Source organism: Pseudomonas frederiksbergensis (assembly GCF_035751725.1).
GTDB lineage: Bacteria > Pseudomonadota > Gammaproteobacteria > Pseudomonadales > Pseudomonadaceae > Aquipseudomonas > Aquipseudomonas frederiksbergensis_A.
On the sequence record NZ_CP142104.1, the window covers coordinates 4,143,761 to 4,168,028 of the forward strand.

The 24,268-nt window shown below is 59.7% G+C and carries 16 protein-coding genes and 2 pseudogenes; 6 read left to right on the forward strand and 12 right to left on the reverse strand.

Annotation, left to right across the window (positions count from 1 at the left end; translation table 11 throughout):
* Positions 1-515: 515 nt before the first annotated feature.
* The gene (locus tag VQ575_RS18395; protein WP_325918186.1) at positions 516-1,586 is read left to right on the forward strand and encodes a methyltransferase domain-containing protein; all 1,071 of its coding nucleotides are present in this window, start codon (positions 516-518) and stop codon (positions 1,584-1,586) included.
* Between the two features lie 188 nt (positions 1,587-1,774).
* Here VQ575_RS18395 and VQ575_RS18400 read toward each other — a convergent pair.
* The 10 genes and pseudogenes from VQ575_RS18400 to mtnA all read right to left on the reverse strand — a co-directional run.
* Positions 1,775-1,942, reverse strand: a pseudogene (locus VQ575_RS18400) (class I SAM-dependent methyltransferase); the annotation flags it as partial.
* Between the two features lie 31 nt (positions 1,943-1,973).
* Positions 1,974-3,200, reverse strand: a pseudogene (locus VQ575_RS18405) (IS3 family transposase).
* A gap of 107 nt (positions 3,201-3,307) precedes the next feature.
* Positions 3,308-4,999 carry a 30S ribosomal protein S1 gene (gene rpsA / locus VQ575_RS18410; RefSeq protein WP_030141013.1) on the reverse strand — a complete coding sequence of 564 codons (1,692 nt, stop codon included), beginning with the start codon at positions 4,997-4,999 and terminating at the stop codon, positions 3,308-3,310.
* A gap of 120 nt (positions 5,000-5,119) precedes the next feature.
* Complete coding sequence (gene cmk, locus VQ575_RS18415) at positions 5,120-5,809, reverse strand: (d)CMP kinase (protein ID WP_030141014.1); 690 nt, start codon at positions 5,807-5,809, stop codon at positions 5,120-5,122.
* Positions 5,806-8,013 (reverse strand): bifunctional prephenate dehydrogenase/3-phosphoshikimate 1-carboxyvinyltransferase, encoded by a 2,208-nt coding sequence (locus VQ575_RS18420; protein ID WP_039589362.1) that lies wholly within the window; start codon positions 8,011-8,013, stop codon positions 5,806-5,808. Before VQ575_RS18420 ends, cmk begins: the two co-directional genes overlap by 4 nt.
* A gap of 28 nt (positions 8,014-8,041) precedes the next feature.
* Positions 8,042-9,154 carry a histidinol-phosphate transaminase gene (hisC, locus tag VQ575_RS18425; RefSeq protein WP_039588857.1) on the reverse strand — a complete coding sequence of 371 codons (1,113 nt, stop codon included), beginning with the start codon at positions 9,152-9,154 and terminating at the stop codon, positions 8,042-8,044.
* A gap of 13 nt (positions 9,155-9,167) precedes the next feature.
* On the reverse strand, positions 9,168-10,262 hold the full coding sequence (pheA, locus tag VQ575_RS18430) for a prephenate dehydratase (protein ID WP_003199233.1): 1,095 nt from the start codon (positions 10,260-10,262) through the stop codon (positions 9,168-9,170).
* Positions 10,262-11,347, reverse strand: coding sequence for a 3-phosphoserine/phosphohydroxythreonine transaminase (serC, locus tag VQ575_RS18435; RefSeq protein ID WP_045155415.1), 1,086 nt, complete (start codon positions 11,345-11,347; stop codon positions 10,262-10,264). The genes pheA and serC overlap by 1 nt, the downstream gene beginning before the upstream one ends.
* Positions 11,348-11,453: 106 nt before the next feature.
* Positions 11,454-14,117 (reverse strand): DNA gyrase subunit A, encoded by a 2,664-nt coding sequence (gyrA, locus tag VQ575_RS18440; protein ID WP_039588855.1) that lies wholly within the window; start codon positions 14,115-14,117, stop codon positions 11,454-11,456.
* 424 nt (positions 14,118-14,541) lie between these two features.
* Entirely contained in the window at positions 14,542-15,618 is a 1,077-nt protein-coding gene (mtnA, locus tag VQ575_RS18445) for an S-methyl-5-thioribose-1-phosphate isomerase (protein ID WP_039588854.1), read from the reverse strand.
* Positions 15,619-15,724: 106 nt separating this feature from the next.
* Between mtnA and VQ575_RS18450 the strand changes: the two genes are divergently transcribed.
* From VQ575_RS18450 to VQ575_RS18470, 5 genes are all read left to right on the forward strand, one after another.
* Positions 15,725-17,056 carry a TRZ/ATZ family hydrolase gene (locus VQ575_RS18450; protein WP_198723679.1) on the forward strand — a complete coding sequence of 444 codons (1,332 nt, stop codon included), beginning with the start codon at positions 15,725-15,727 and terminating at the stop codon, positions 17,054-17,056.
* Between the two features lie 61 nt (positions 17,057-17,117).
* On the forward strand, positions 17,118-17,816 hold the full coding sequence (ubiG, locus tag VQ575_RS18455; RefSeq protein WP_039588851.1) for a bifunctional 2-polyprenyl-6-hydroxyphenol methylase/3-demethylubiquinol 3-O-methyltransferase UbiG: 699 nt from the start codon (positions 17,118-17,120) through the stop codon (positions 17,814-17,816).
* 4 nt (positions 17,817-17,820) lie between these two features.
* Positions 17,821-18,492, forward strand: a complete 672-nt coding sequence (gene mupP, locus VQ575_RS18460; RefSeq protein ID WP_039588850.1) for an N-acetylmuramic acid 6-phosphate phosphatase MupP — start codon at positions 17,821-17,823, stop codon at positions 18,490-18,492.
* A gap of 133 nt (positions 18,493-18,625) precedes the next feature.
* Positions 18,626-19,366 carry a YciK family oxidoreductase gene (locus VQ575_RS18465; RefSeq protein ID WP_039588849.1) on the forward strand — a complete coding sequence of 247 codons (741 nt, stop codon included), beginning with the start codon at positions 18,626-18,628 and terminating at the stop codon, positions 19,364-19,366.
* A 357-nt stretch (positions 19,367-19,723) separates the two neighbouring features.
* Entirely contained in the window at positions 19,724-20,650 is a 927-nt protein-coding gene (locus tag VQ575_RS18470; protein WP_039588848.1) for a GGDEF domain-containing protein, read from the forward strand.
* 193 nt (positions 20,651-20,843) lie between these two features.
* Here VQ575_RS18470 and VQ575_RS18475 read toward each other — a convergent pair whose 3' ends face one another.
* Positions 20,844-21,647 carry a TenA family transcriptional regulator gene (locus tag VQ575_RS18475; protein WP_039588847.1) on the reverse strand — a complete coding sequence of 268 codons (804 nt, stop codon included), beginning with the start codon at positions 21,645-21,647 and terminating at the stop codon, positions 20,844-20,846.
* A 46-nt stretch (positions 21,648-21,693) separates the two neighbouring features.
* A complete protein-coding gene (locus VQ575_RS18480) occupies positions 21,694-24,153 on the reverse strand; it encodes an EAL domain-containing protein (protein WP_045155412.1) in 2,460 nt (819 codons plus the stop codon).
* Positions 24,154-24,268 lie beyond the last annotated feature (115 nt).

Below are 24,268 nucleotides of genomic sequence, written 5' to 3' on the forward strand. Positions count from 1 at the left end.
TCCATCCAGTGCATAGCAGAGAGATGGCGCATAGGGTCCTGACGCTGCCGTCCCCCGCGTACCACGTTGATAAGATAACCAAACCAAAAACCAGCACGATCATGTGTTTTCTCATTAATTTTTTTGTCAACTCACATGGCAGAGCCAACCCGGCAGCTTGGACGGAGCCACGCCCTACTACAGAGAAGCCCGGTAGCTGATCTGAGTAGGCTTTAGACAAGGGTGGTATTGCCTTCACTCCAACAGGACCAAGCCCTGCGCCCAATAAGAGGTGTGGATAGCCGAAACCATGAAATCTCACCACCTGCTTCTGCCTTGCGAGCTTTGCCCCTAAGCGTACCGATCAGCATGTGGCACTACGTTTTTAGGTTATGATCATACCTTTCCCCAGGCAAAAAAAGCCATCCCTACCACACTTCGGTTGTCAATCCATTGGTGATAGCATGCCTTTTGGGCTCCATCTGAAAGCGATCACAAGTAAATAAAATAGGTCACACAACGATAAGAGTGCGCAAATGAATTTATTCGACATGGCTAATCGTAAAGATGAAATTCTAAGAATTACCGACAAAGTCACACTCGCGAAGCTCAAGCTTCCGAGCGGGGATGAATGGCGCGCATTACGAGTTCAAGCCGATGACAAGCCACAGATTTCAGTTTCTGAAGTTATCAGGTGGTATCCGTTTTCTACGCGTGCCGAAACGATCGGCTGGTATGCGCGTACGGATCGAGGTGAAGCCAGCTTAGATGTGCAACTCATGGTGGGCGACCTGATCATCAGCACCACAACCATTCCAATAAACCATGACCCCAAAACGGTTTCGATACCGTGGCCACTTTCGCATATCGCTATCAACCCAGCCACGTCACTGGTAATGAGATTCAATTTATTGAAGGGCCAAAATGCCGATCTCATGATCAATCGTTGCCTAAATAGATCGGACTTAACCTCTATAGCGAAAGGAAACGGAATAGAAGTTGGCCCGGGACCAAAACCACAAATCATCAACAGAGAAGGAGTTCATGTTAAATACGTAGAAGAAATGTCCTCGGGCGAATGGAAGCATCTATACGACAAAGGCGGCCAATATGAATCCGACAGCGCAGATTGGTCCAACCATATAGTAGGAAAGGCGGCAGCGCTACCGTGCGAAGATGAATCCTTAGACTTTATATTCTCAAGCCATGTATTTGAACACCTAGCCAATCCTATCGGGCATCTGGCTCATTGGGCATCAAAACTAAAAGTGGGTGGCGTGATTCTTTCGGTTGTGCCGGACATTGCAGGTACGAAAGACTACCGGCACAAGCCAAGCTCTCTCGAAGAGATGCTAGCGGAATATAAAGATGATATATGGGAACCCTCCGCTATGCATTATGAGCGCTGGGCAAGCACAAGGGGCAATTGGGAAGGACGCGTAAAAGAGGCAATTGAAGAGAAGAGATCTATACACGTACACTTCTACACGCGTGAAAACACGGCAGCACTATTGGATTACGCAGTTTCTAAACTTTCATTTGAATCATTTCATATCAAACACACTCCCAATCACAGGGATTTTTATTGGATACTGATAAAACGATAGAACCTTCAAAAAGCTTGCTTTAAAGCGTTGCTTTTCCCATATAGTTCACGCACATCTTCAGCTGTATAGGAAAGGTACGAGAACTTACTCGTAGCCTTTCCATGGACATCCCGGAGCGTTTTGGCGTATCGCTGAACAGCCAGTTCTAGCTGCCGATGAGCAACAGTCGGACCGACTCATTCGGGGCTTCAACGGCGAGTAATCAATCCCTGCCGGGCCACGCGGGTCAGTTGCCGAATCATTTCGGGTGCGTCCGTGGCATTCGGCGACTGGATCACCGCCAGGTCGAAACTGTCATTGGCGAAGCGCGCCAGGGATTCACCGTCTTCGACAAACTGGATCAGGAAGGCTGCCGGTGTCTAGCCCTGAAATAGGTCTACACCTGTTTCACCCTAACGCCCGATGCATCGCATCGGGCGTTTTGTATTTCAAAGACAGGTGTGGACGCTCACGGTTGTAGATCGATACTGACTCGCTGACCATCTTCTTCGCCTGCGTTAAATCCTGTGGCCGCTGGAGCAAAAGCTCTGTCTTCAATATCCCGTTGACCCGCTCTGCCAAGGCATTTTGGTAGCAGTCATAGCCATCCGTCATCGAACACCTGATGCCGTGTTTCGCATGCAACTCCTGATACATCCCCGAGCAATACCTGGCTGCCTCTGTCTGAGTGATGTACCAGCGGCTGCACGGTTTGACGCTGACTCACTGCTCGACGCAGCGCATGCGCTACCGATTCGGTGTGCAGGCTTTCATGGACGTGATAGCCCACGATCTTTCGTGAAAAAGCATCCGTCACAAGGCTCAAATAGGCCACACCTTCCTGAGTGAGCAGATAGGTGATGTCAGCCACCCAGACTTGTTCCGGGCCGCTGGGAATAACTTGATCAGGGCCGGGTTTGAGCAGGTTTGGATGACGCCGAAAGCGGTGATGGCTGTCGGTTGTCTTGTGATACGCCCGCTTGCGGGCTACCAATAAACGCCTCTCGCGCAGAATTGAAAACAGGCGGTCTCGACCCACTTGCAGCTCATGCTGCGGCTGGCAATGCAGCAAATAATGCAACTTTCAGGTACCCAAACGCGGCTGCCGCTGACGTTTTTGCTGAACGAAATCGGCAACTTTCTGATCCTGAACCAGACGAGCAGCATCGGCGCGATTGCGTTTGTAGTACGCCTGGCGGCTTATCCCCATGAACTGGCAAGCCCTGCTGATGCTCAGGTTTTGGATTCGCTTTTGCGCGAGGACTTGCCGGGACGCTTTTTTACGACAGAGAGACCGTAGTCATTTTTCAAGACGTCCACGACAGCTTCGAAAAACTGCGCTTTCTGATTGGACAGCGCCAACTGTTCTTCAAGCTCTTTGATGCGTTGCTCTGGCGTTAATGGTCGGTTTTTGTCGGGCATAGACCCCATCCTCGGCGAGCCAATGTAGGTGCCTGGGCTCCAATCCTGCCGACCGTGTTTGCGTAACCACGTCAGAACAGTCGTTTTGCCTTGGATCCCGTAGCGCTCCTGAGCCTCTTTATAACTCAGCTCGCCTTTTTCGACCTGATCAACGACCGATAATTTAAAGGTCAACGTGTAGTCGCGCTGACTGCGCCTTTTTACTGATTCCATTACGTCCTCCTGAAAAGCAGATCAGAAGGTGTAAACCTTATTCAGGACGGGACACGCACCACAAAAAAGGGCGACCGAAGTCGCCCTTTTTCATGGTCTGACAGAACTCAGTTCTGCTTTTCCATCTGTGCACGCAGCAGGTCGCCCAGAGTGGTAGGACCAGCAGCAATGTCAGTAGCTGGCTTGTCGCGCAGGCTCTGGATTGCTTCTTTCTCTTCAGCGTCGTCTTTCGACTTGATGGAGAGCTGGATTACGCGGCTCTTGCGGTCAACGCTGATGATCTTGGCTTCTACTTCTTCGCCTTCCTTCAGGACGTTGCGCGCGTCTTCAACGCGGTCACGGCTGATTTCGGAGGCTTTCAGAGTCGCTTCGATATCGTCGGCCAGGGTGATGATGGCGCCTTTGGCGTCAACTTCTTTCACGATGCCCTTAACGATTGCGCCTTTGTCGTTCTCTTGGACGTACTCGGAGAACGGATCGCTTTCCAGTTGCTTGATACCCAGGGAGATGCGCTCGCGCTCTGGGTCAACCGACAGGATAACGGTGTCCAGCTCGTCGCCCTTCTTGAAGCGGCGTACGGCTTCTTCGCCCACTTCGTTCCAGGAGATGTCGGACAGGTGAACCAGGCCGTCGATGCCACCATCCAGACCAATGAAGATACCGAAATCGGTGATCGACTTGATGGTGCCGGAGATCTTATCGCCCTTGTTGAACTGGCCAGAGAAGTCTTCCCATGGGTTGGACTTGCACTGCTTGATGCCGAGGGAGATACGACGACGCTCTTCGTCGATGTCCAGGACCATGACTTCCACTTCGTCGCCGACTTGTACGACTTTCGAAGGGTGGATGTTCTTGTTGGTCCAGTCCATTTCGGAAACGTGTACCAGGCCTTCAACGCCTTCTTCCAGCTCAGCGAAGCAGCCGTAGTCGGTGAGGTTGGTAACACGAGCGGTGACGCGGGTGCCTTCTGGATAACGGGCTTTGATAGCGACCCATGGATCTTCACCCAGTTGCTTGAGGCCCAGGGAAACACGATTGCGCTCGCGATCGTACTTCAGAACCTTGACATCGATCTCGTCGCCAACGTTGACGATTTCCGAAGGATGCTTGATACGCTTCCAGGCCATGTCGGTGATGTGCAGCAGGCCATCGACGCCACCCAGATCGACGAATGCGCCGTAATCGGTGAGGTTCTTGACGATACCCTTGACCTGCTGGCCTTCCTGCAGCGATTCCAGCAGAGCTTCACGCTCGGCGGAGTTCTCGGCTTCCAGGACACTGCGACGGGAAACGACAACGTTGTTGCGCTTCTGGTCCAGCTTGATGACCTTGAATTCCAGCTCTTTGCCTTCCAGGTGCGTGGTGTCGCGCACTGGACGGACGTCAACCAGGGAACCTGGCAGGAACGCACGGATGCCGTTAACGTCGACAGTGAAGCCGCCTTTAACCTTACCGTTGATAACGCCCTTGACCACTTCCTCAGCTGCGAAGGCCGCTTCCAGAACGATCCAGCATTCAGCGCGCTTGGCTTTTTCACGGGACAGCTTGGTTTCACCGAAGCCATCTTCAACCGAATCCAACGCCACGTGAACTTCGTCACCAACGTTGATGTTCAGTTCGCCAGCGTCGTTGTAGAACTGCTCAAGCGGGATCAGCGCTTCAGACTTCAGACCAGCGTGTACGGTTACCCAGCGAGCCTGGTAATCGATATCAACGATAACGCCGGTGATGATGGAGCCTGCCTGAAGGTTCAGGGTTTTCAAGCTTTCTTCAAAGAGTTCCGCAAAGCTTTCGCTCATTTTAATTCCTGTTGATTAGGGCGAAGTAAACGCCCATCTCCACACCCCAGACGATGTGGGTTAGTTTCATATATAAGAAGCACCGCAGGACTATGACTGGTCCCCTGCGGAGCTTCCTGGTCACCCGGCGATATCGCGAAGCGCGATCTCGCTCATGATGCGTTGCAACACCTGGTCGATGGACAACTCCGTGGAATCCAGCTGTATCGCATCGGCCGCCGGCTTTAGCGGGGCCACTGCGCGCTGGGTATCACGCTCGTCGCGTGCACGGATCTCATCTAGCAGACTCGACAGACTAACATCCTCGCCTTTGCCCTTCAACTGCAAATATCGGCGGCGCGCCCGCTCCTCGGCGCTGGCGGTGAGGAAAATCTTTAGCGGGGCATCGGTGAACACCACCGTACCCATGTCCCGGCCATCCGCCACCAGTCCCGGCGGCTCCTGGAAAGCCCGTTGGCGCTGGAGCAATGCTTCGCGCACCGCCGGCAGCGCGGCGACCTGGGAAGCCCCGGCGCCCACGCTTTCGGTACGGATGACGTCACTGACTTCGTCGCCTTCGAGGATGATCCGCTGCAGTTGGCCATCGGTGGCCGCGATAAATTGCACGTCCAGATGCGCGGCCAATGCCTTGAGCAGCTCTTCGTTGGTCAGGTCGACGCCATGGTTGGCGGCGGCGAAGGCCAGCAAGCGATAAAGGGCACCGGAATCGAGCAGATTCCAGCCCAGTTGCTTGGCCAGCATGCCGGCGATGGTGCCTTTGCCTGATCCGCTTGGGCCATCGATGGTGATGACCGGTGCCTTGATGTTCACGACTGTGCCTCTTGTGCGACTCGAATGCCGACCTGCGCGCACAGCGCCAGGAAGTTCGGGAACGACGTGGCGACGTTGGCGCAATCATGGATGCGGATCGGCGCACTGGCGCGCAGGGACGCAACACTGAATGCCATGGCGATACGGTGGTCGCCATGCCCATGGACTTCGCCGCCGCCAATCTGGCCGCCGTCGATGATGATGCCATCCGGCGTCGGTTCACATTTGACGCCGAGCGCCAGCAGGCCATCCGCCATCACCTGGATGCGGTCCGATTCCTTGACCCGCAGCTCTTCGGCGCCGGTCAGCACGGTGCGGCCTTCTGCGCAGGCAGCCGCGACGAACAGCACCGGGAACTCGTCGATCGCCAGGGGAACCAGCGCTTGCGGAATCTCGATGCCCTTGAGTTTAGCCGCTCGTACGCGCAAGTCCGCAACCGGCTCGCCGCCCACTTCCCGCTGGTTTTCCAGGGTGATGTCGGCGCCCATCAGCCGCAGGATGTCGATCACGCCGGTACGGGTCGGGTTGATGCCGACGTGCTCGAGCACCAGGTCGGAGCCTTCGGCAATCGAGGCCGCCACCAGGAAGAACGCCGACGAGGAGATATCCCCTGGCACTTCGATGTGGGTCGCCGTGAGCTTGTTGCCGGACTCAACGGACGCCGTGGCGCCGTCGACCGTGACCGGGTAACCGAAGCCGCGCAGCATGCGCTCGGTGTGGTCGCGGGTCGGGGCAGGCTCGGTGACGGTGGTCTTGCCTTCGGCGTAGAGCCCCGCCAGCAGCAGGCAGGACTTCACCTGGGCGCTGGCCATCGGCATGGTGTAGGTCAGGCCCTTGAGCTTGTTGCCACCGCGAATGGTCATCGGCGGACGACCTTCAGCGGCGGTCTCGATCACCGCGCCCATTTCCCGCAACGGGTTGGCGACACGGTTCATCGGACGCTTGGACAGCGAGGCATCGCCAGTCAAGGTGCTGTCGAAGTCCTGGGCAGCCAGCAGGCCGGACAACAGGCGCATCGAGGTGCCGGAGTTGCCGAGGTAGATCGGCCCCGGAGCCGGCTTGAGGCCGTGCAGGCCAACACCATGGATCGTCACGCGGCCGTGGTGCGGGCCTTCGATGACCACGCCCATGTCGCGGAACGCTTGCAGCGTTGCCAGGGCGTCTTCGCCCTCGAGGAAACCTTCCACTTCGGTCACGCCTTCGGCCAACGAGCCGAGCATGATCGAGCGGTGGGAAATCGATTTATCGCCCGGTACACGAATCCGCCCACTGAGGGAGCCACCAGGTTGTGCCAGGAAAATCAGATCGTTGGAGTTCATAGCGTCCACATAGGCCCGACGGGCCAGGATTTTACTGAAATGCTCGCGGGCCACCCTGGCGCGTGTGAAAACGCCCAGCAATTGGTGCCCGTCCCCTGCATCGACCGCGTCGCGCAAGGCGTCGAGGTCGCTGCGAAATGTATCGAGTGTGCGCAGGACAGCTTCGCGGTTGGCGAGGAAGATGTCGTGCCACATGACCGGGTCGCTACCCGCGATTCTCGTGAAATCGCGGAAACCGCCGGCAGCGTAACGGAAGATCTCAAGATTTTCATTGCGTTTGGCCAATGAGTCCACCAGGCCGAACGCCAGCAGGTGCGGCAAATGGCTGGTGGCGGCCAATACTTCGTCATGTCGCTGGACTTGCATGTGCTCGACATCGGCACCCAGCTCGCGCCACAGGCGATCCACCACCGCCAGCGCCGCAGGGTCCGTCTGGTCCAACGGCGTCAGGATGACTTTGTGACGACGGAACAGCTCGGCGTTGGACGCCTCTACCCCGCTCTGCTCGGAGCCGGCGATCGGGTGACCCGGGACGAAACGCGCCGGCATGCCGCCAAACGCTTCGGTCGCCGCCCGCACCACATTACCCTTGGCGCTGCCGACATCCGTGAGAATCGCCTGCCCGAGGTCCATGCCGGCCAACCGGGCCAGCAGTTTCTCCATCGCCAGGATCGGCACCGCCAGCTGGATGACGTCCGCGCCCTGGCAAGCGACCAGCAAGTCGTCTTCACAGCGGTCCACCACGCCCAGCTCTACCGCCAGCTTGCGCGATTGCGGATCAAGATCGACGCCGACGACTTCCCGGCACAGCCCGCTTTCACGCAGGCCCTTGGCGAACGAACCACCGATCAACCCCAGGCCGACCACCACCAGGCGACCGATCATAGGTGCCGCAGGTTGCAGCGAGGTGACATCAACCACGAGCCAGGACCTTGCTCAACGCCTCCAGGAAACGGCTGTTTTCCGCCGGCAGGCCAACGGTGACCCGCAGGTGATTCGGCATGCCGTAGTTGGCCACCGGACGGACGATCACGCCTTCGCGCAGCAACCCCTGATAGACCGGCGCAGCGACGCGACCTACGTCCACACAAATGAAATTGCCCTTGGAAGGAATCCAGCCCAGCCCCAACTCACGCAAGCCTGCTTCCAACTGCTGCATACCGGCTTCGTTCAAGCGACGGCTCTCAGCCAGGTAGGCTTCATCCTGCAATGCGGCGCATGCGGCAGCCAGGGCGAAGCTGTTGACGTTGAACGGTTGGCGCACACGGTTCAACACATCAGCCACCACCGCAGTGGACAAACCGTAGCCGACCCGCAGCGACGCCAGGCCATAAGCCTTGGAGAAGGTGCGCGAAACCAGCAGGTTCGGGTAGGCGGCGAGGAAATCCAGGCCATCGGGCAAGTCACTGCCCTCGGCGTATTCGATGTAGGCCTCGTCCAGCACCACTAGCACGTGCTCGGGCACGTCTTGCAGGAAGTCGTCCAGGGCCTGGGCGTCGAACCAGGTACCGGTCGGGTTGTTCGGGTTGGCGATGAAGACCACGCGGGTGTTGGCGTCGATGGCAGCCAGCATGGCCGGCAGATCGTGCCCCCAATCCTTGGCGGGGACGACATGGGCGTCCGCGCCCACGGCCTGGGTCGCGATCGGGTAGACCGCGAATGCGTGCTCGCTGAACACGGCATTGAGGCCCGGCGCCAGGTACGCACGGGCAACCAGTTCGAGAATGTCGTTGGAACCGTTGCCCAGGGTCACTTGGTTCAGGTCGACGCCGCAGCGCTCGGCCAGCAGGCTTTTCAGCGCAAAACCATTACCGTCGGGATAACGGGTCAGCTCGGCCAACTCGTCGCGGATCGCCGCGAGCGCCTTGGGGCTCGCGCCCAACGGGTTTTCGTTGCTCGCCAACTTGACGATGCTGGCTGGGTCCAGATCCAGCTCGCGAGCCAGTTCGTCCACAGGCTTGCCCGGAACGTAAGGCGAGAGTTGTTGCACGCCTGGCTGGGCCAGGGCGAGGAAGTTGCCACTCATTTGCTATCCGCCCTTAAAGAACTGCCTTGGGGTAGGAACCCAGCACCTTGAGTGCCACTGCTTCCTGACTGATTTTCTCCAGCACACCTTTCACCAGCGGGTCGCGGTGGTGGCCGACGAAATCGATGAAGAACACGTAGGTCCATTTACCGCTGCGCGACGGACGGGTCTCGATGCGCGTCAGATCGATACCGTTGTCGTGGAACGGCACCAACAGCTCATGGAGCGCGCCGGGCTTGTTGCTCATGGAAACGATGATCGAGGTCTTGTCGTCGCCGGTTGGCGGAACCTCCTGGCTGCCGATCATCAGGAACCGCGTGGAGTTGTCCGGACGGTCCTCGATCTTCTCGGCCAGGCGCGTCAAGCCGTAGAGGCCTGCTGCCATGTCACCGGCGATGGCCGCCGAGTTCCACTCACCCTTGACCCGCTTGGCCGCCTCGGCGTTGCTCGAGACCGCCACGCGCTCGACGTTCGGGTAATGGGCGTCCAGCCACTTGCGGCACTGGGCCAGGGACTGGGCGTGGGAATAGATCCGGCTGATGCTGTCGGTCTTGGTGTTCTCGCCCACCAGCAGGTGGTGGTGGATGCGCAGCTCGACTTCGCCGCAGATCACCATGTCATGCTCGAGGAAGCTGTCCAGCGTGTGGTTGACCGCGCCTTCGGTGGAGTTTTCCACCGGTACCACGCCGAAATTCACCGCGCCGGCCGCCACTTCGCGGAACACTTCATCGATGGCCGCCATCGGCTTGCTGATCACCGCGTGACCGAAGTGCTTCATGGCCGCTGCCTGGGTGAAGGTGCCCTCCGGGCCCAGGTAAGCGACTTTCAACGGCTGTTCGAGGGCCAGGCATGAAGACATGATCTCGCGGAACAAGCGCGCCATTTCTTCGTTGCCCAGCGGCCCCTTGTTGCGCTCCATGACACGCTTGAGCACCTGGGCTTCGCGTTCTGGGCGATAGAACACCGGCACTTCGCCTTCAGCCAAAGAGGCCATTTTTACCCGGGCGACTTCCTGGGCACAGCGCGCGCGCTCGCTGATCAGCTCCAGGACTTTTTCGTCCAGGGCGTCGATGCGCAGGCGCAGCGCCTTGAGTTCTTGCTCAGACATCAGCCGTGCTCCTTCTCGAACTCCGCCATGTAGGCGACCAGCGCATTGACGGCGTTGATGTCAACGGCGTTGTAGATGGAGGCACGCATGCCACCAACCGAACGGTGCCCCTTGAGGTTGAGCAGGCCACGTTCGTCGGCGCCGGCCAGGAATGGCTTGTCGAGACGATCGTCGGCCAGGCGGAACGGCACGTTCATCCAAGAACGATCCGACTTGTTGATCGGATTGCTGTAGAGGCCGCTGGCGTCGATGAAGTCGTACAGCGTGCGCTGCTTCACTTCGTTGAGCTTACCGATGGCCTCGACACCGCCCTGCTCCTTCAGCCACTCGAACACCAGGCCGGAGAGGTACCAGGCCAAGGTCGGCGGCGTGTTGTACATCGAGCCGTTATCGGCCGCGACCTTGTAGTTGAGCATGGTCGGGCACAGGGAACGGGCACGACCGAGCAGGTCTTCGCGAATGATCGCGACCAGGATGCCGCTCGGGCCGATGTTTTTCTGGGCACCGGCGTAGATCATGCCGAAACGGGAGATGTCCACCGGTCGCGAGAGAATGTCCGAGGACATGTCGGCCACCAGCGGCACGTCACCTGTTTCCGGGATCCAGTTGAATTCCAGGCCACCAATGGTTTCGTTCGGTGCGTAATGCACATAGGCCGCGTCCTTGGACAGGTTCCACTCGTTCTGGCCGGGAATCGCGAAGTAGTCGTAGGGCTTGGCGGTGGCCGCGACGTTGACGTGACCGTAGCGCGACGCTTCTTCGATGGCTTTCTGCGACCAGATGCCGGTGTCGATGTAGTCGGCCTTGCCGCTTTCCGGCAGCAGGTTCAGCGGAATCTGGGCGAACTGCTGGCTGGCGCCGCCCTGCAGGAACAGCACTTTATAGTTGGACGGGATGTTCAGCAGATCACGCAAATCCTGCTCGGCCTTGGTGGCAATGGACACGAACTCATCGCTGCGATGGCTCATCTCCATGACGGACAGGCCCTTGCCGTGCCAGTCGAGAAGTTCACCTTGGGCACGCTTCAGGACCGCTTCAGGAAGCGCCGCCGGGCCGGCACAGAAGTTATAGGCTCTCTTGCTCACATCCAATCTCGCTCTGATCTGGTGGTCACTTAAATCTTTTTTGCAAATTTTCAAACGGAACAAACAACGAGGGGGCGAATCTTCATCCGCCCCCTCGTGTGTCCGCTTAGTCCTGCGGTTCTTCTTCGTCTGCGGCAGCGTCGAGTGGTTGGTCGCCGACGGCATCGTCGACATCGGCACCGAGGGTACCGTCGAACGCCACGCCGTCCTCGTCTTCCAACTCTTCGCCTTCGACTTCCGAAGGTTCCTGGACGCGCTCAAGGCCGACCAGTTTTTCGTCCTTGGCAAGCTTGATCAACGTCACGCCCTGGGTGTTACGCCCCAGGCTGGAGACTTCGTCGACCCGTGTGCGCACCAGCGTGCCTTGGTCGGAGATCAACATGATCTCCTCGCCGTCGAGTACCTGCACGGCACCGACCAGGCGGCCGTTACGCTCGTTGCTGACCATGGCGATCACGCCCTGGCCGCCGCGCTTGTACTCGGGGAACTCGCTGATGGCGGTACGCTTGCCGTAGCCACGCTCGGAAGCGGTGAGGATCTGGCTGCCTTCTTCCGGGATCAGCATGGAAATCAGCTTCTGCCCTTCCGGCAGGCGCATGCCGCGTACACCGCGGGCAGTACGGCCCATGGCGCGGACGTCGGATTCCTTGAAGCGCGTGACCTTGCCGCCGTCGGAGAACAGCATGACTTCACGCTCGCCATCGGTGATAGCCGCGGAAATCAGCACGTCGCCTTCGTCCAGCTCCAGGGCGATCAGGCCAACGCTGCGCTGGCGGCTGAAGGATTCCAGCGGGGTCTTCTTCACGGTGCCGTTGGCGGTGGCCATGAAGATGTAGTGACCTTCGGTGTATTCCTCCACCGGCAACATGGTGGTGATGTATTCACCCTCATCCAGCGGCAACAGGTTGACCAACGGACGGCCACGGGCAGCGCGGGATGCTTCGGGGATTTCGTAGGTCTTGAGCCAGTACACCTTGCCCTTGCTGGAGAACAGCAGCAGCGTGGTGTGACTGTTGGCGACCAGCAGGTGAGCGATGTAATCCTCGTCCTTTACGCCGGTAGCCGACTTGCCTTTGCCGCCGCGACGCTGGGCCTGGTAGGCCGCCAGCGGCTGGGTCTTGGCGTAGCCGCCGTGGGAAATGGTCACCACGCGCTCTTCTTCCGGGATCATGTCACCCAGGGTCAGGTCCAGGCGCGCATCGAGGATCTCGGTGCGGCGCACGTCGCCGTATTCGGCGCGGATCACTTCCAGCTCTTCGCGGATCACTTCCATCAGGCGCGTGGCGCTGTTGAGGATGCGGATCAGCTCGCCGATCTGGTTGAGGATTTCCTGGTACTCGGCCAGCAGCTTCTCGTGCTCCAGACCGGTCAGGCGGTGCAGGCGCAGTTCAAGGATGGCTTGCGCCTGCTCCGGGGACAGGAAGTACTTGCCTTCGCGCAGGCCGTATTGCGGATCGAGGTTTTCCGGACGGCACGAATCGGCACCGGCGCGTTCGACCATCGCCACTACCGCGCTGGATTCCCAAGGGGTACTGACCAGCGCTTCCTTGGCTTCCGACGGCGTTGGCGAGGCCTTGATCAAGGCGATCACCGGGTCGATGTTCGACAGGGCAACGGCCTGGCCTTCGAGGATATGACCCCGCTCGCGAGCCTTGCGCAGCTCGAACACGGTACGACGGGTCACCACTTCGCGACGGTGACGGACGAAGGCTTCCAGCAGGTCCTTGAGGTTCAGGATCCGCGGACGGCCATCGATCAACGCGACGATGTTGATGCCGAACACGCTCTGCAGCTGGGTCTGGGCGTAGAGGTTGTTGAGGATCACCTCAGGCACTTCGCCACGGCGCAGTTCGATCACAACGCGCATGCCGTCCTTGTCGGACTCGTCACGCAGCTCGGTGATGCCTTCGAGCTTCTTCTCTTTCACCAGCTCGGCGATCTTCTCGATCAGGCGAGCCTTGTTCAGCTGGTACGGCAGCTCGGTGATGACGATCTGCTGGCGACCGCCGACCTTGTCGATGTCTTCGACGGTGGAGCGCGCGCGCATGTAAATGCGGCCACGGCCGGTGCGGTAGGCTTCGATGATGCCGGCGCGACCGTTGATGATCGCGGCGGTCGGGAAGTCCGGGCCGGGAATGTATTGCATCAGTTCATCGACGGACAGCTCTGGATTGTCGATGAGGGCCAGGCAACCGTCGATGACTTCACCGAGGTTGTGCGGCGGAATGTTGGTCGCCATGCCCACGGCGATACCGCTGGAGCCGTTGACGAGCAGGTTCGGGATGCGGGTCGGCATGACCGCCGGGATCATCTCGGTACCGTCGTAGTTCGGCACCCAATCCACGGTTTCCTTGTGCAGGTCGGCCAGCAGTTCGTGGGCCAGCTTGGTCATGCGCACTTCGGTGTATCGCATGGCGGCGGCGTTGTCGCCGTCCACCGAACCGAAGTTGCCCTGGCCGTCTACCAGCAGGTAGCGCAGGGAGAACGGCTGCGCCATACGAACGATGGTGTCATACACGGCAGTGTCGCCGTGGGGGTGATACTTACCGATCACGTCGCCGACAACACGGGCGGATTTCTTGTACGGCTTGTTGAAGTCGTTGCCCAGCTCGCTCATCGCGAACAGCACGCGGCGGTGCACGGGCTTCAAGCCATCGCGCGCATCCGGCAGCGCCCGCCCGACGATTACGCTCATTGCGTAGTCGAGGTAGGACTGTTTCAGCTCGTCTTCGATATTGACCGGGAGGATTTCTTTGGCCAGTTCGCCCATGAGAAGCCTGATTCCTTTTTCTGGTGAAACCTCGTCACATCCAGATGGGACGAACGAAGCTCGCCGCTGCAGGACAGATGCCGTGCAGCGACTTACGACAAATCAACGAGTTATGCCATGGATCTGCGCAGTAAAGGCCACCTCGCGAGGCAGCCTTGGAAACCGCCGGATGTTATCACAAGAGCCGCCACGCACCTATCCCCCAGATGCGCATGGTGCGTAGTTAGTTGACCGATGACAGGCTGAAATGGGACGAGAGGGGCTCAGAGGCGCTGGCAATAGAGAATCAGGGGGCAAATGCAAGGTGTTTATGGCCTGTCGGGCCCCTTCGCGAGCAAGCCAGCTCCCCCACCGGATTCCATGTCGCGATCAAATGTGGGAACGGGCCTGCTCGCGAAGGCAATAGACCAGACGACACAACTGATCAATGCAACCGCTTGCGACACATCAACTGCGCCATCTTCGCCGCATCTGGCCGCTCGACGATGCCCTTCTCCGTCACGATCGCATCAATCAGGTCCGCCGGAGTCACATCGAAGACCGGATTGAACGCATCGGCATCCGCCCCGACCCGCTTGCCGCCGACTTCCAGCAACTCGCGACCATCACGCTCTTCGATAGGAATGTCGTCACCGCTGGCCAGGTTCATGTCGATGGTCGAGCTCGGCGCCACCACCATGAAACGCACACCGTGATGCATGGCGCAGACCGCCAGTTGATAGGTGCCGATCTTGTTTGCCACGTCGCCATTGGCGGTGATGCGGTCGGCGCCGACGATCACCCAGGTCACGCCCTTGGTCTTCATGATGTGGGCAGCGGCGGAGTCCGCATTGAGCGTCACCGGAATGCCTTCGTTCGCCAGTTCCCAAGCAGTCAACCGGGAACCTTGCAGCCACGGACGGGTTTCGTCGGCATACACCCGCTCGACCATGCCTTCGATGAACGCCCCGCGAATCACCCCAAGGGCGGTTCCAAAGCCACCGGTGGCCAGGGCGCCGGTGTTGCAATGGGTCAGGATGGCTTGGGCATTGCCCTGGTGCTTGCGGATCAGGTCGACACCGAGCTGCGCCATAGTCAGGTTCGCCTCGCGATCGCTTTCATGGATCGCGATGGCTTCGGCCTCAAGGGCCGCCAGCGGGTCAGCCTGTTCCTTGACGCGCCCCAAGCGGTCGCGCATGCGGTCCAGCGCCCAGAACAGATTGACCGCCGTCGGCCGGGAATCGGCCAGCAGCGCAAAGTCCGCTTCCAGCGCATCTTGCCAGTCACCACCTTCAGCCAACCGCGCCCGCGCCGCCAGCACCACGCCATAGGCGGCACTGATGCCGATCGCCGGCGCGCCACGCACTACCATCGAACGGATCGCCTCGGCCACGCCTGTCGCACTGGTGTAGCCGATCCAGTTTTCCTCGAACGGCAAAACACGCTGATCCAGCAGATAAAGAGCGCCATCGCGCCAATCGATGGCCTTCACCTTCTCCGCAGCCAACAGTCGATCGCGCATCCTTCACCCCGCACTCATGAACAAAAGCCGCCGATTATAGCGATCCCTCCGCGAAGACGCTCGGGTATACTTCGCCATCCTTTATAACCCATGGAACCGTTCCACGATGCCCAAGCCTGCCGTTGCGCTCGACTTATTATTGCTGCCGACCTGGTTGGTGCCTGTCGAACCCGCCGGTGTCGTGCTCAAGGATCATGGTTTGGGCATCCGCGACGGCTGCATCGTGTTCATCGGGCCACGGGCCGAAGCCATGAAGTGCGACGCCACTGAAGTCCGCGAACTGCCTGGCATGCTGCTCAGCCCCGGCCTGGTCAACGCCCATGGCCATGCGGCGATGACACTGTTCCGCGGCCTGGCGGACGATCTGCCGCTGATGACCTGGCTTGAACAGCACATCTGGCCCGCCGAGGGCAAATGGGTCGATGAAGATTTCGTCCGCGACGGCACCGACCTGGCGATCGCCGAACAGATCCAGGGCGGGATCACCTGTTTCTCCGACATGTACTTCTACCCCAAGGTTGCCAGCGACCGCGTCCATAACAGCGGCATCCGCGCGCAAATCGCCATCCCCATCCTCGACTTTCCGATACCCGGTGCCGCCAGCGCCGACGAGGCCATTCGTCAGGGCATCGAGCTGTTTGGCGACCTCAAGCATCATCCGCGGATCAAAGTCGCATTCGGCCCCCACGCGCCGTATACCGTGGGCGATGAAAACCTGGAGAAGATCCGGGTGATCGCCGAGGAACTGGACGCGGCCATTCACATGCATGTTCACGAAACCGCCTTCGAAGTGCAGCAGGCTGTGGACAACACCGGGGAGCGGCCGATGGCCCGGCTGGCGCGACTTGGTCTGTTGGGACCGCGCTTCCAGGCGGTGCACATGACCCAGGTCAGCGACGAGGACCAGGCCCTGCTGGTAGAACACAACTGCAGCGTGATCCATTGCCCGGAATCGAATCTGAAGCTGGCGAGCGGTTTCTGCCCGGTGGAACGCCTGTGGCAGGCCGGCGTCAACGTCGCAGTCGGCACCGACGGCGCGGCAAGCAACAACGACTTGGACCTGCTCGGGGAAACGCGCACCGCCGCCCTGCTGGCAAAAGCCGTCGCCGGCTCGGCCACCGCGCTGGATGCCCATCGCGCCCTGCGCATGGCCACGCTCAACGGCGCCCGGGCGCTGGGTATCGAAGCGACGGTCGGCTCACTGGAAGTCGGCAAGGCCGCCGACCTGGTGGCCTTCGACCTGTCGGGCCTGGCGCAACAACCCATCTACGACCCGGTTTCGCAGTTGATCTACGCCACCGGCCGGCATTGCGTCAAACATCTGTGGGTGGGCGGCAAGCCGTTGCTGGAGGACGGTCGCCTGACTCGCATGGACGAGTCGCAACTGACCGCCACGGCCCAGGCCTGGGGCCGCCGGGTGAGCGGCCAGGACGAATAGCACGCCCCTTGAGCCACGGCTCGGGGTCTATGATTTTTCAAGGTTTTTCGAGGATCTGCACATGAGCAACGTCGACCACGCTGAAATTGCCAAATTCGAAGCCCTGGCCCATCGCTGGTGGGACCGCGAGAGCGAATTCAAACCGCTGCACGACATCAACCCGCTGCGGGTCAACTGGATTGACGAACGCGTCAGCCTGGCCGGCAAGAAAGTCCTCGACGTCGGCTGTGGCGGCGGCATCCTCAGCGAAGCCATGGCCTTGCGCGGCGCCACGGTCATGGGCATCGACATGGGCGAGGCGCCGCTGGCGGTTGCGCAATTGCATCAACTGGAGTCCGGTGTCAGCGTGGAATATCGGCAGATCACCGCCGAAGCCCTGGCCGAGGAAATGCCCGGTCAATTCGACGTGGTGACCTGCCTGGAAATGCTCGAGCACGTGCCGGACCCTTCGTCGGTGATCCGCGCCTGCTTCCAGATGGTCAAGCCCGGCGGCCAGGTGTTTTTCTCCACCATCAACCGCAACCCGAAGGCGTATCTGTTTGCCATCATCGGCGCCGAGTACATCATGAAGCTGCTGCCACGCGGCACCCATGACTTCAAGAAATTCATCCGTCCTTCCGAACTGGGCGCCTGGAGCCGCATGGCCGGGCTGACCGTCAAGGACATCATCGGCCTGACCTACAACCCGCTGACCAAGCACTACAAGCTGGCCGCCGACGTTGACGTCAACTACATGATCCAGACCCTGCGCGAGGAATAAGTCGATGCGTCTCAAAGCGGTTCTCTTCGACATGGATGGCACGCTGCTGGACACCGCGCCAGACTTCATCGCCATCTGCCAGGCCATGCGGGCCGACCGTGGCTTGCCGCCGATGAATACCCAGCACATCCGTGACGAAATTTCCGGCGGAGCCCGGGCGATGGTCGCGGTGACGTTCTCGATGGACCCCGAATCACCGGGTTTCGAAGAACTGCGCCAGGAATTCCTCGACCGTTATCTCAAGGGGTGCGCGGTCCACAGCCATCTGTTCGACGGCATGGCCCAAGTGCTGGCCGACATCGAGGCGGCCAACCTGATTTGGGGCGTGGTCACCAACAAGCCGGTACGTTTTGCCGAGCCGATCATGCAACAGCTGGGCCTGGCCGAGCGTTCGAAAGTGCTGATCTGCCCTGATCACGTGAAAAACAGCAAGCCTGACCCCGAGCCTCTGATCCTGGCCTGCAAGATGCTCGACCTGGACCCCGCCAGTGTGTTGTTCGTCGGCGATGACCTGCGTGACATCGAGTCCGGCCGCAGCGCCGGCACCAAGACCTGTGCGGTCACCTACGGCTATATCCACCCGGACGACAACCCCAAGCACTGGGGCGCGGATGTGGTGATCGACCACCCGCTGGCCCTGCGCGAAGTGCTGGATAACGCACTGTGCAGTTGCTGAGGTCGGCAGGCTTGCGCCTGTAGATTGCGGCGCATCAGATAACACCCAGGGGGGCGCTTCGCACCCCGGCGGGATAAATCCCCTCGCCACAACTGCGCACCGCCACGCATTGTTTGTTTCTTGAGGTTTCTTTATGTTTGACTACTCTGCCCGCCCCGACCTGCTCGAAGGCCGCGTCATCCTGGTTACCGGTGCCGGCCGTGGTATCGGCGCCGCTGCCGCCAAGGCTTACGCCGCCCACGGCGCCACCGTGTTGTTGCTGGGCAAGACCGAGGCCAACCTGACCCAGGTCTACGACGAAATCGAAGCGGCCGGCCATCCCCAGCCGGCGGTGATCCCCTTCAACCTCGAAACCGCCCTGCCCCATCAATACGATGAGCTGGCCGCCATGATCGAAACCGAGTTCGGCCACCTCGACGGCTTGTTGCACAACGCCTCGATCATCGGCCCGCGCACGCCGTTGGAGCAGCTTTCCGGCGAGAACTTCATGCGCGTGATGCAAGTGAACGTCAATGCCATGTTCATGCTCACCAGCACGCTGTTGCCGCTGCTCAAGTTATCCAAGGATGCCTCGGTGGTGTTCACCTCCAGCAGTGTCGGACGCAAGGGCCGGGCGTACTGGGGCGCTTATGGCGTGTCCAAGTTTGCCACCGAGGGGCTGATGCAGACCCTGGCCGACGAAGTCGACACCGTTGCGCCCGTGCGCTCCAACAGCATCAATCCCGGCGCCACCCGCACCAGCATGCGGGCCCAGGCGTACCCAGGGGAAAATCCGCTCAACAACCCGACGCCCGAAGAAATCATGCCGGTCTACCTGTATCTCATGGGGCCGGACAGCCAAGGCGTCAATGGCCAGGCGCTCAACGCGCAATAACGGCCATCCGCGTCGCGGCGGTTTACCGTCGCGGCGCGTCTTTTCTCGATGCGGCACCCAGGCGAAACGCCAAGGCCCTGCCGCCCCTGCCCCCATTTACGACTGCCTTCAGCATCCAATCCCTTGATTCGGCTGGTGTTTTTTTCAAGATGAACTGAATGGCACGACTTTCGCTCTAAACCTTTCAAACACGCCGTGTCCGGCGAGTAGTGAACATTGCGATGGGTTTAGCCTGCCCTTTAAAGCGGACTAGACTCAACTCAGTGTCCTTCGGGACTGATGGATCAGTACGACGCGTAGCCCAGAGCCGCTTCACCCCGCCGGTCAGGATCGATTAAGTTCAGGGGCTCACGCCATATGAAAACGCCCACACAGACCAACGCGATCGACTTTGACAGCGCCAAGTTGCAGCGCCTGGGTCTTGCCCAGCCGTCGCCGCGCGTGGCGCGGCCTGTCAGCCTGTCCCAGTTGCGCCAGCAACTGAACCAACAGTTGCAGACCAGCCTGGAGCCGCAACGGATCCTCGGCCTGTTCTTCCGCGAAGTGCAACGGCTGGTGCCCTTGGACGCGCTGGCATACCAGCACAAACCCAGTGATCTGCGCCTGGAGTTCGGCCAGCGCGGGCATCACACCCTCAGCTATAACCTGAGCCATGAGGGCGAGCATCTGGGCGAGCTGGTGTTCCGTCGCAATCAGCGCTTCACCGACTCGGAACAGAGCGATCTCGAGTCGACACTCTCCGCGCTGTTCTTCCCGCTGCGAAACGCCTTGCTCTACCGCGCCGCCACACAAACCGCCCTGCGCGATCCACTGACCGGCACCGGCAACCGGATCGCCATGGACCAGACGCTGGACCGCGAGATCGACATGGCCCGGCGTCACATGCAGCCGCTTTCGTTGTTGATGCTGGACATCGACCACTTCAAGCGGATCAACGACAGCCACGGGCATGGCGTCGGTGACGAAGTGCTCAAGGCGGTGGCCGACTCGATCAAGAGCCAACTGCGCAACGTGGACATGGTGTTCCGATTCGGCGGAGAAGAGTTTCTGATTCTGCTGGCCAACACCAGCCGGGATGCCGCGGCCATGGTCGGTGAACGGCTGCGTTATGCCGCCCAGGCCCAGGACTATTTCGCCGGTGGAACGAGGATCGAACTGACCGTCAGCCTCGGATGCGCGACGCTGTTACCCGGTGAGTCCGCTGAAAGCCTGCTGCGTCGGGCCGACAGTGCGTTGTACGTGGCCAAGCGCGAGGGCAGGAATCGGTTGACGATGGCGGGCTGAGCACGCCGACACATCGTCTTCGCGAGCAGGCTCGGTCCCACAATGAATGGCGGTGTACATACAGCTTTCAGTCACCACAAACCACTGTGGGAACGAGCCTGCCGCGAAAGGGCCGGATCAGTCAACGCAAGGTTGACGGTCAGACTGCATTCACGAGCGAGCCCGCTCCCACAGGGGGTCAAACTATCGAGGATCAGCTCCCAGCCAGCGCCAGACGCTCACGGGCAGCAGCCGGTTTTTCGACAACGCCCGAATGCTCCAGCTGCATGCACCGCTCCAGGAACAGGTACATGTAGTCATAGCTTTTGCACACGGCCTGCCGCAGTTCCACCTGCAATGCCTTGCTCGGATTCATGCCTGCCAGCGTGCAGATGATTTCCAGCGCTTCCCAAGGATGGGCATCGTCATACTGGGCATGCATCTTCAGCCATTTCATGGCCCGCTTGCGGTCTTCCTCGGCGAACGCCGACGCGTAGACGCCATTGGAACAAACCAGCGCCGACCACTCCCCGGTCGCGCCCTCGATGGCGTAGTTGGTCGCGGCGATCGCCACGATCAGCGAGTCCGCCGAGCTGGTGTGCCAACACCAATGGCTCAGGGCATGCAGCTCAGGCGGCACTTGCTGTGCTTGCAGGTCTTCGAGTGTCACACCATGGGCCGCACTCCAGTTCACCCAGTAGTCGGCATGATTGAGTTCGACACGAATGTTGCGCATCAACCAGCGACGCGCCATGTCCTCGCCGGGATGGCGGGCAAAACGGGTCTTGGTGAGATTCTGTGCCATGTATAAAGCGAACTGTTCAACGACCGGCCAACCACCAATGAGGTAGTGGCGCATGGTCTTGGCGCTGAGCTTGTTGTCACGCATGCGTTGATACAGTTCGTGTTCGACAACCCGGCGCTTGCTCTCGCTGCAATCGGTAATGAGCTGTTGTGCCCATTTCGGATAGCTGTCAGCGTCCATGAGCGGGCCTGTTCGGTTGAATGTCTCGATCACTGTCGGGCTCCTTTTGATTGTGATTTTCTGCGGACCAACAAGAGTTTCAGCGGAACGTGCCGGGGGCCTTGAATAACAGCGGCTGAGGCCTGGCCGGCCTGCATTGCAATGTGTCACAAGTAAACATCTGCGGACGCTCGATAACATACCCCTGAGCGTAATCCACGCCAATCTCCAGCAAGGCTTGCTCGATCTGCGTCGTTTCTACAAACTCGGCAATCGTGCGCTTACCCATGACGTGGCCGATATGATTGATCACTTCGACCATTGCCCGGTTAATCGGGTCGTCCAGCATATCCTTTACGAAACTCCCGTCGATCTTCAAGAAGTCTACAGGTAAATGTTTCAGGTAAGCGAACGAAGACATTCCGGCACAAAAGTCGTCCAGGGAAAAATAACAACCCAAGCCTTTGAGTTCATTGATAAAGCGGATCGCACTGCCCAAATTTGAAATCGCGCTGGTTTCGGTAATTTCAAAACAAATCATTTCTGGCGGGATGGCGTAAGCGGCGAACTGTTTACGCAGGAAGTCGAGGAATGCCTGATCTCCTATAGTCGTGCCTGACAGATTAATCGCACACATTGCCAGCGGCCCCTGTCTTGATTCGTTCAAGCATTGGCGAATGATCTTGAAGACATTCTCCACCACCCAACGGTCCAGCGACGTCATCAGGCCATAGCGTTCCGCCGCCGGAATGAAACTGTCCGGCAGGATCATCCGACCCGCCTCGTCATGCAGGCGCAACAGGATCTCAATATGACCGCCGCCGTGGTCACCCGGCCCCAATGCAGCGATTTCCTGGGCATAGAGACAGAAGCGGTTTTCCTCCAAGGCCATATGCAAGCGCTGGACCCAGGCCATCTCGCCGAAGCGCAGGGACAGTTCCGAATCGTCGGCATGGTAGACCTGGACCCGGTTGCGCCCCTTTTCCTTGGCCATGTAGCACGCCATGTCGGCCGCGCGCAGGGATGCCTCCAGCGTGGTCGGGCTCTGGGCAATGTGCACGAGGCCAATGCTCACGGTGGTCACGAATGGCCGGCCTTTCCAGACGAAATGCAGGTTCTGTACGGTCTGGCGCAGACCTTCGGCAATTTTCTCCGCCGCCTCTGGCGCGCAGTTTTCCAGCAAGATGCCAAACTCATCGCCGCCCAAGCGCGCCAATGTGTCGTTTTCCCGCAGCCCCGATTGCAACAACGCGCAAATATGCCGCAGCAACTCGTCACCCGCGGCGTGGCCACAGGTATCGTTGACCAGCTTGAATTGGTCCAGGTCAAGAAACATCAGGGCGTGGCGGCCAACTTGGCGCGTCAGGTTATGCAGGGCCTGTTCGAGTCGGTATTCAAATTCGCGGCGGTTCGCCAGGCCGGTCAAGGCATCGTGGGTGGCCTGCCAGGAAAGGTTGGCGATGTATTGGCGTTCCTGGGTCATGTCGTGCAATACCAACACGGCACCGCTGACCTTGCCCGCGTGGCGGATCGGTGCGCCGACCAGTGTGACCGACACCGTGCTGCCGTCCAGCCTCTGGATCAGCTTGGAATGTTCACTGCCGCCGCCAAGCCGCCCGCTGAGGATGTGCTCGATCAAGGTCAGTCCTTCGGTCTGGGCGTTGTCATCGAGCAGATTGAATAGCGCCGCCAGGGGCAACCCCGTGGCGTGCTCGGCTTTCCAGTGTGTCATCGCTTCGGCGGCGGGGTTCATGTAGGCAATGGCGCCCTCGACATCCGTGGTGATCACGCCGTCGCCGATCGATTGCAAGGTGATTTGCGCCCGCTCCTTTTCCAACTGCAGCGCATTGGCGAAGACCTGTCGCTGGGCCAGCAGCTTATGAGTGCGCAACAGCGCCAGGACAATCAGCCCCAGGGCGGTGGCGAAGTTGGTCACGAGCAACAGGCGCAGGATAAACCGCGACCCCTCGCCCAAGGCATCGCTGAAAGCCTTCGCGGCTGGGGTAACGGAATCATTGATGGCGAAGATCTGTGCCTTCCAGCCGCGAATATCCGTTTCCGATGCCTGGCCAGTGCTGATGCTGGCGTGCATCTGCCGGGCGACATTGTCCAGTTCTATCAGATAGCCGTCCCCCACCGTCCAGAGATCGATGGCTTCTTCCAGATAGCTGAAATGACGAAAATTGAGGTAAAGCCAGATGACGCTGGCTACGTCGTCGGGATGGTTGCCACCCTTGAGAATCCCGGCCCGCGCGGCATCGAGATCAGGCGGCTCGCGGTCCAGCGCTACCCGCAGCTCATGGCCACCTTCGGGCACGGCGATCGCTTGCTGGTATTTGCGAAAAATCGCTTCGTCACGGCTGTCGGCATAAAGGTTGAGGTAATAAATGGCGTCTTTCTGGCCCTTGGACCAAAGACTTTCCCCTGCCACGTAACCGCGAACTGCGGACAAAACGTAAAGACTGACACCTCCCAACAGAGCCTGAAACAGGACGACCGCAATAAAAGGCCAGACGATGCCCAACAACCGAGGGGTTCCGAGAGTCCGCGCTTGCTTCATGAGGTCCCTTGCACAGGTGGCTGTGATCAGCAATGACGCCGATCATCCTTGCAAGACTAGGAGGCGCAGCAGCTCCCCGCAAGAGGCTGTACGTTTATTTGACGCAATATACATA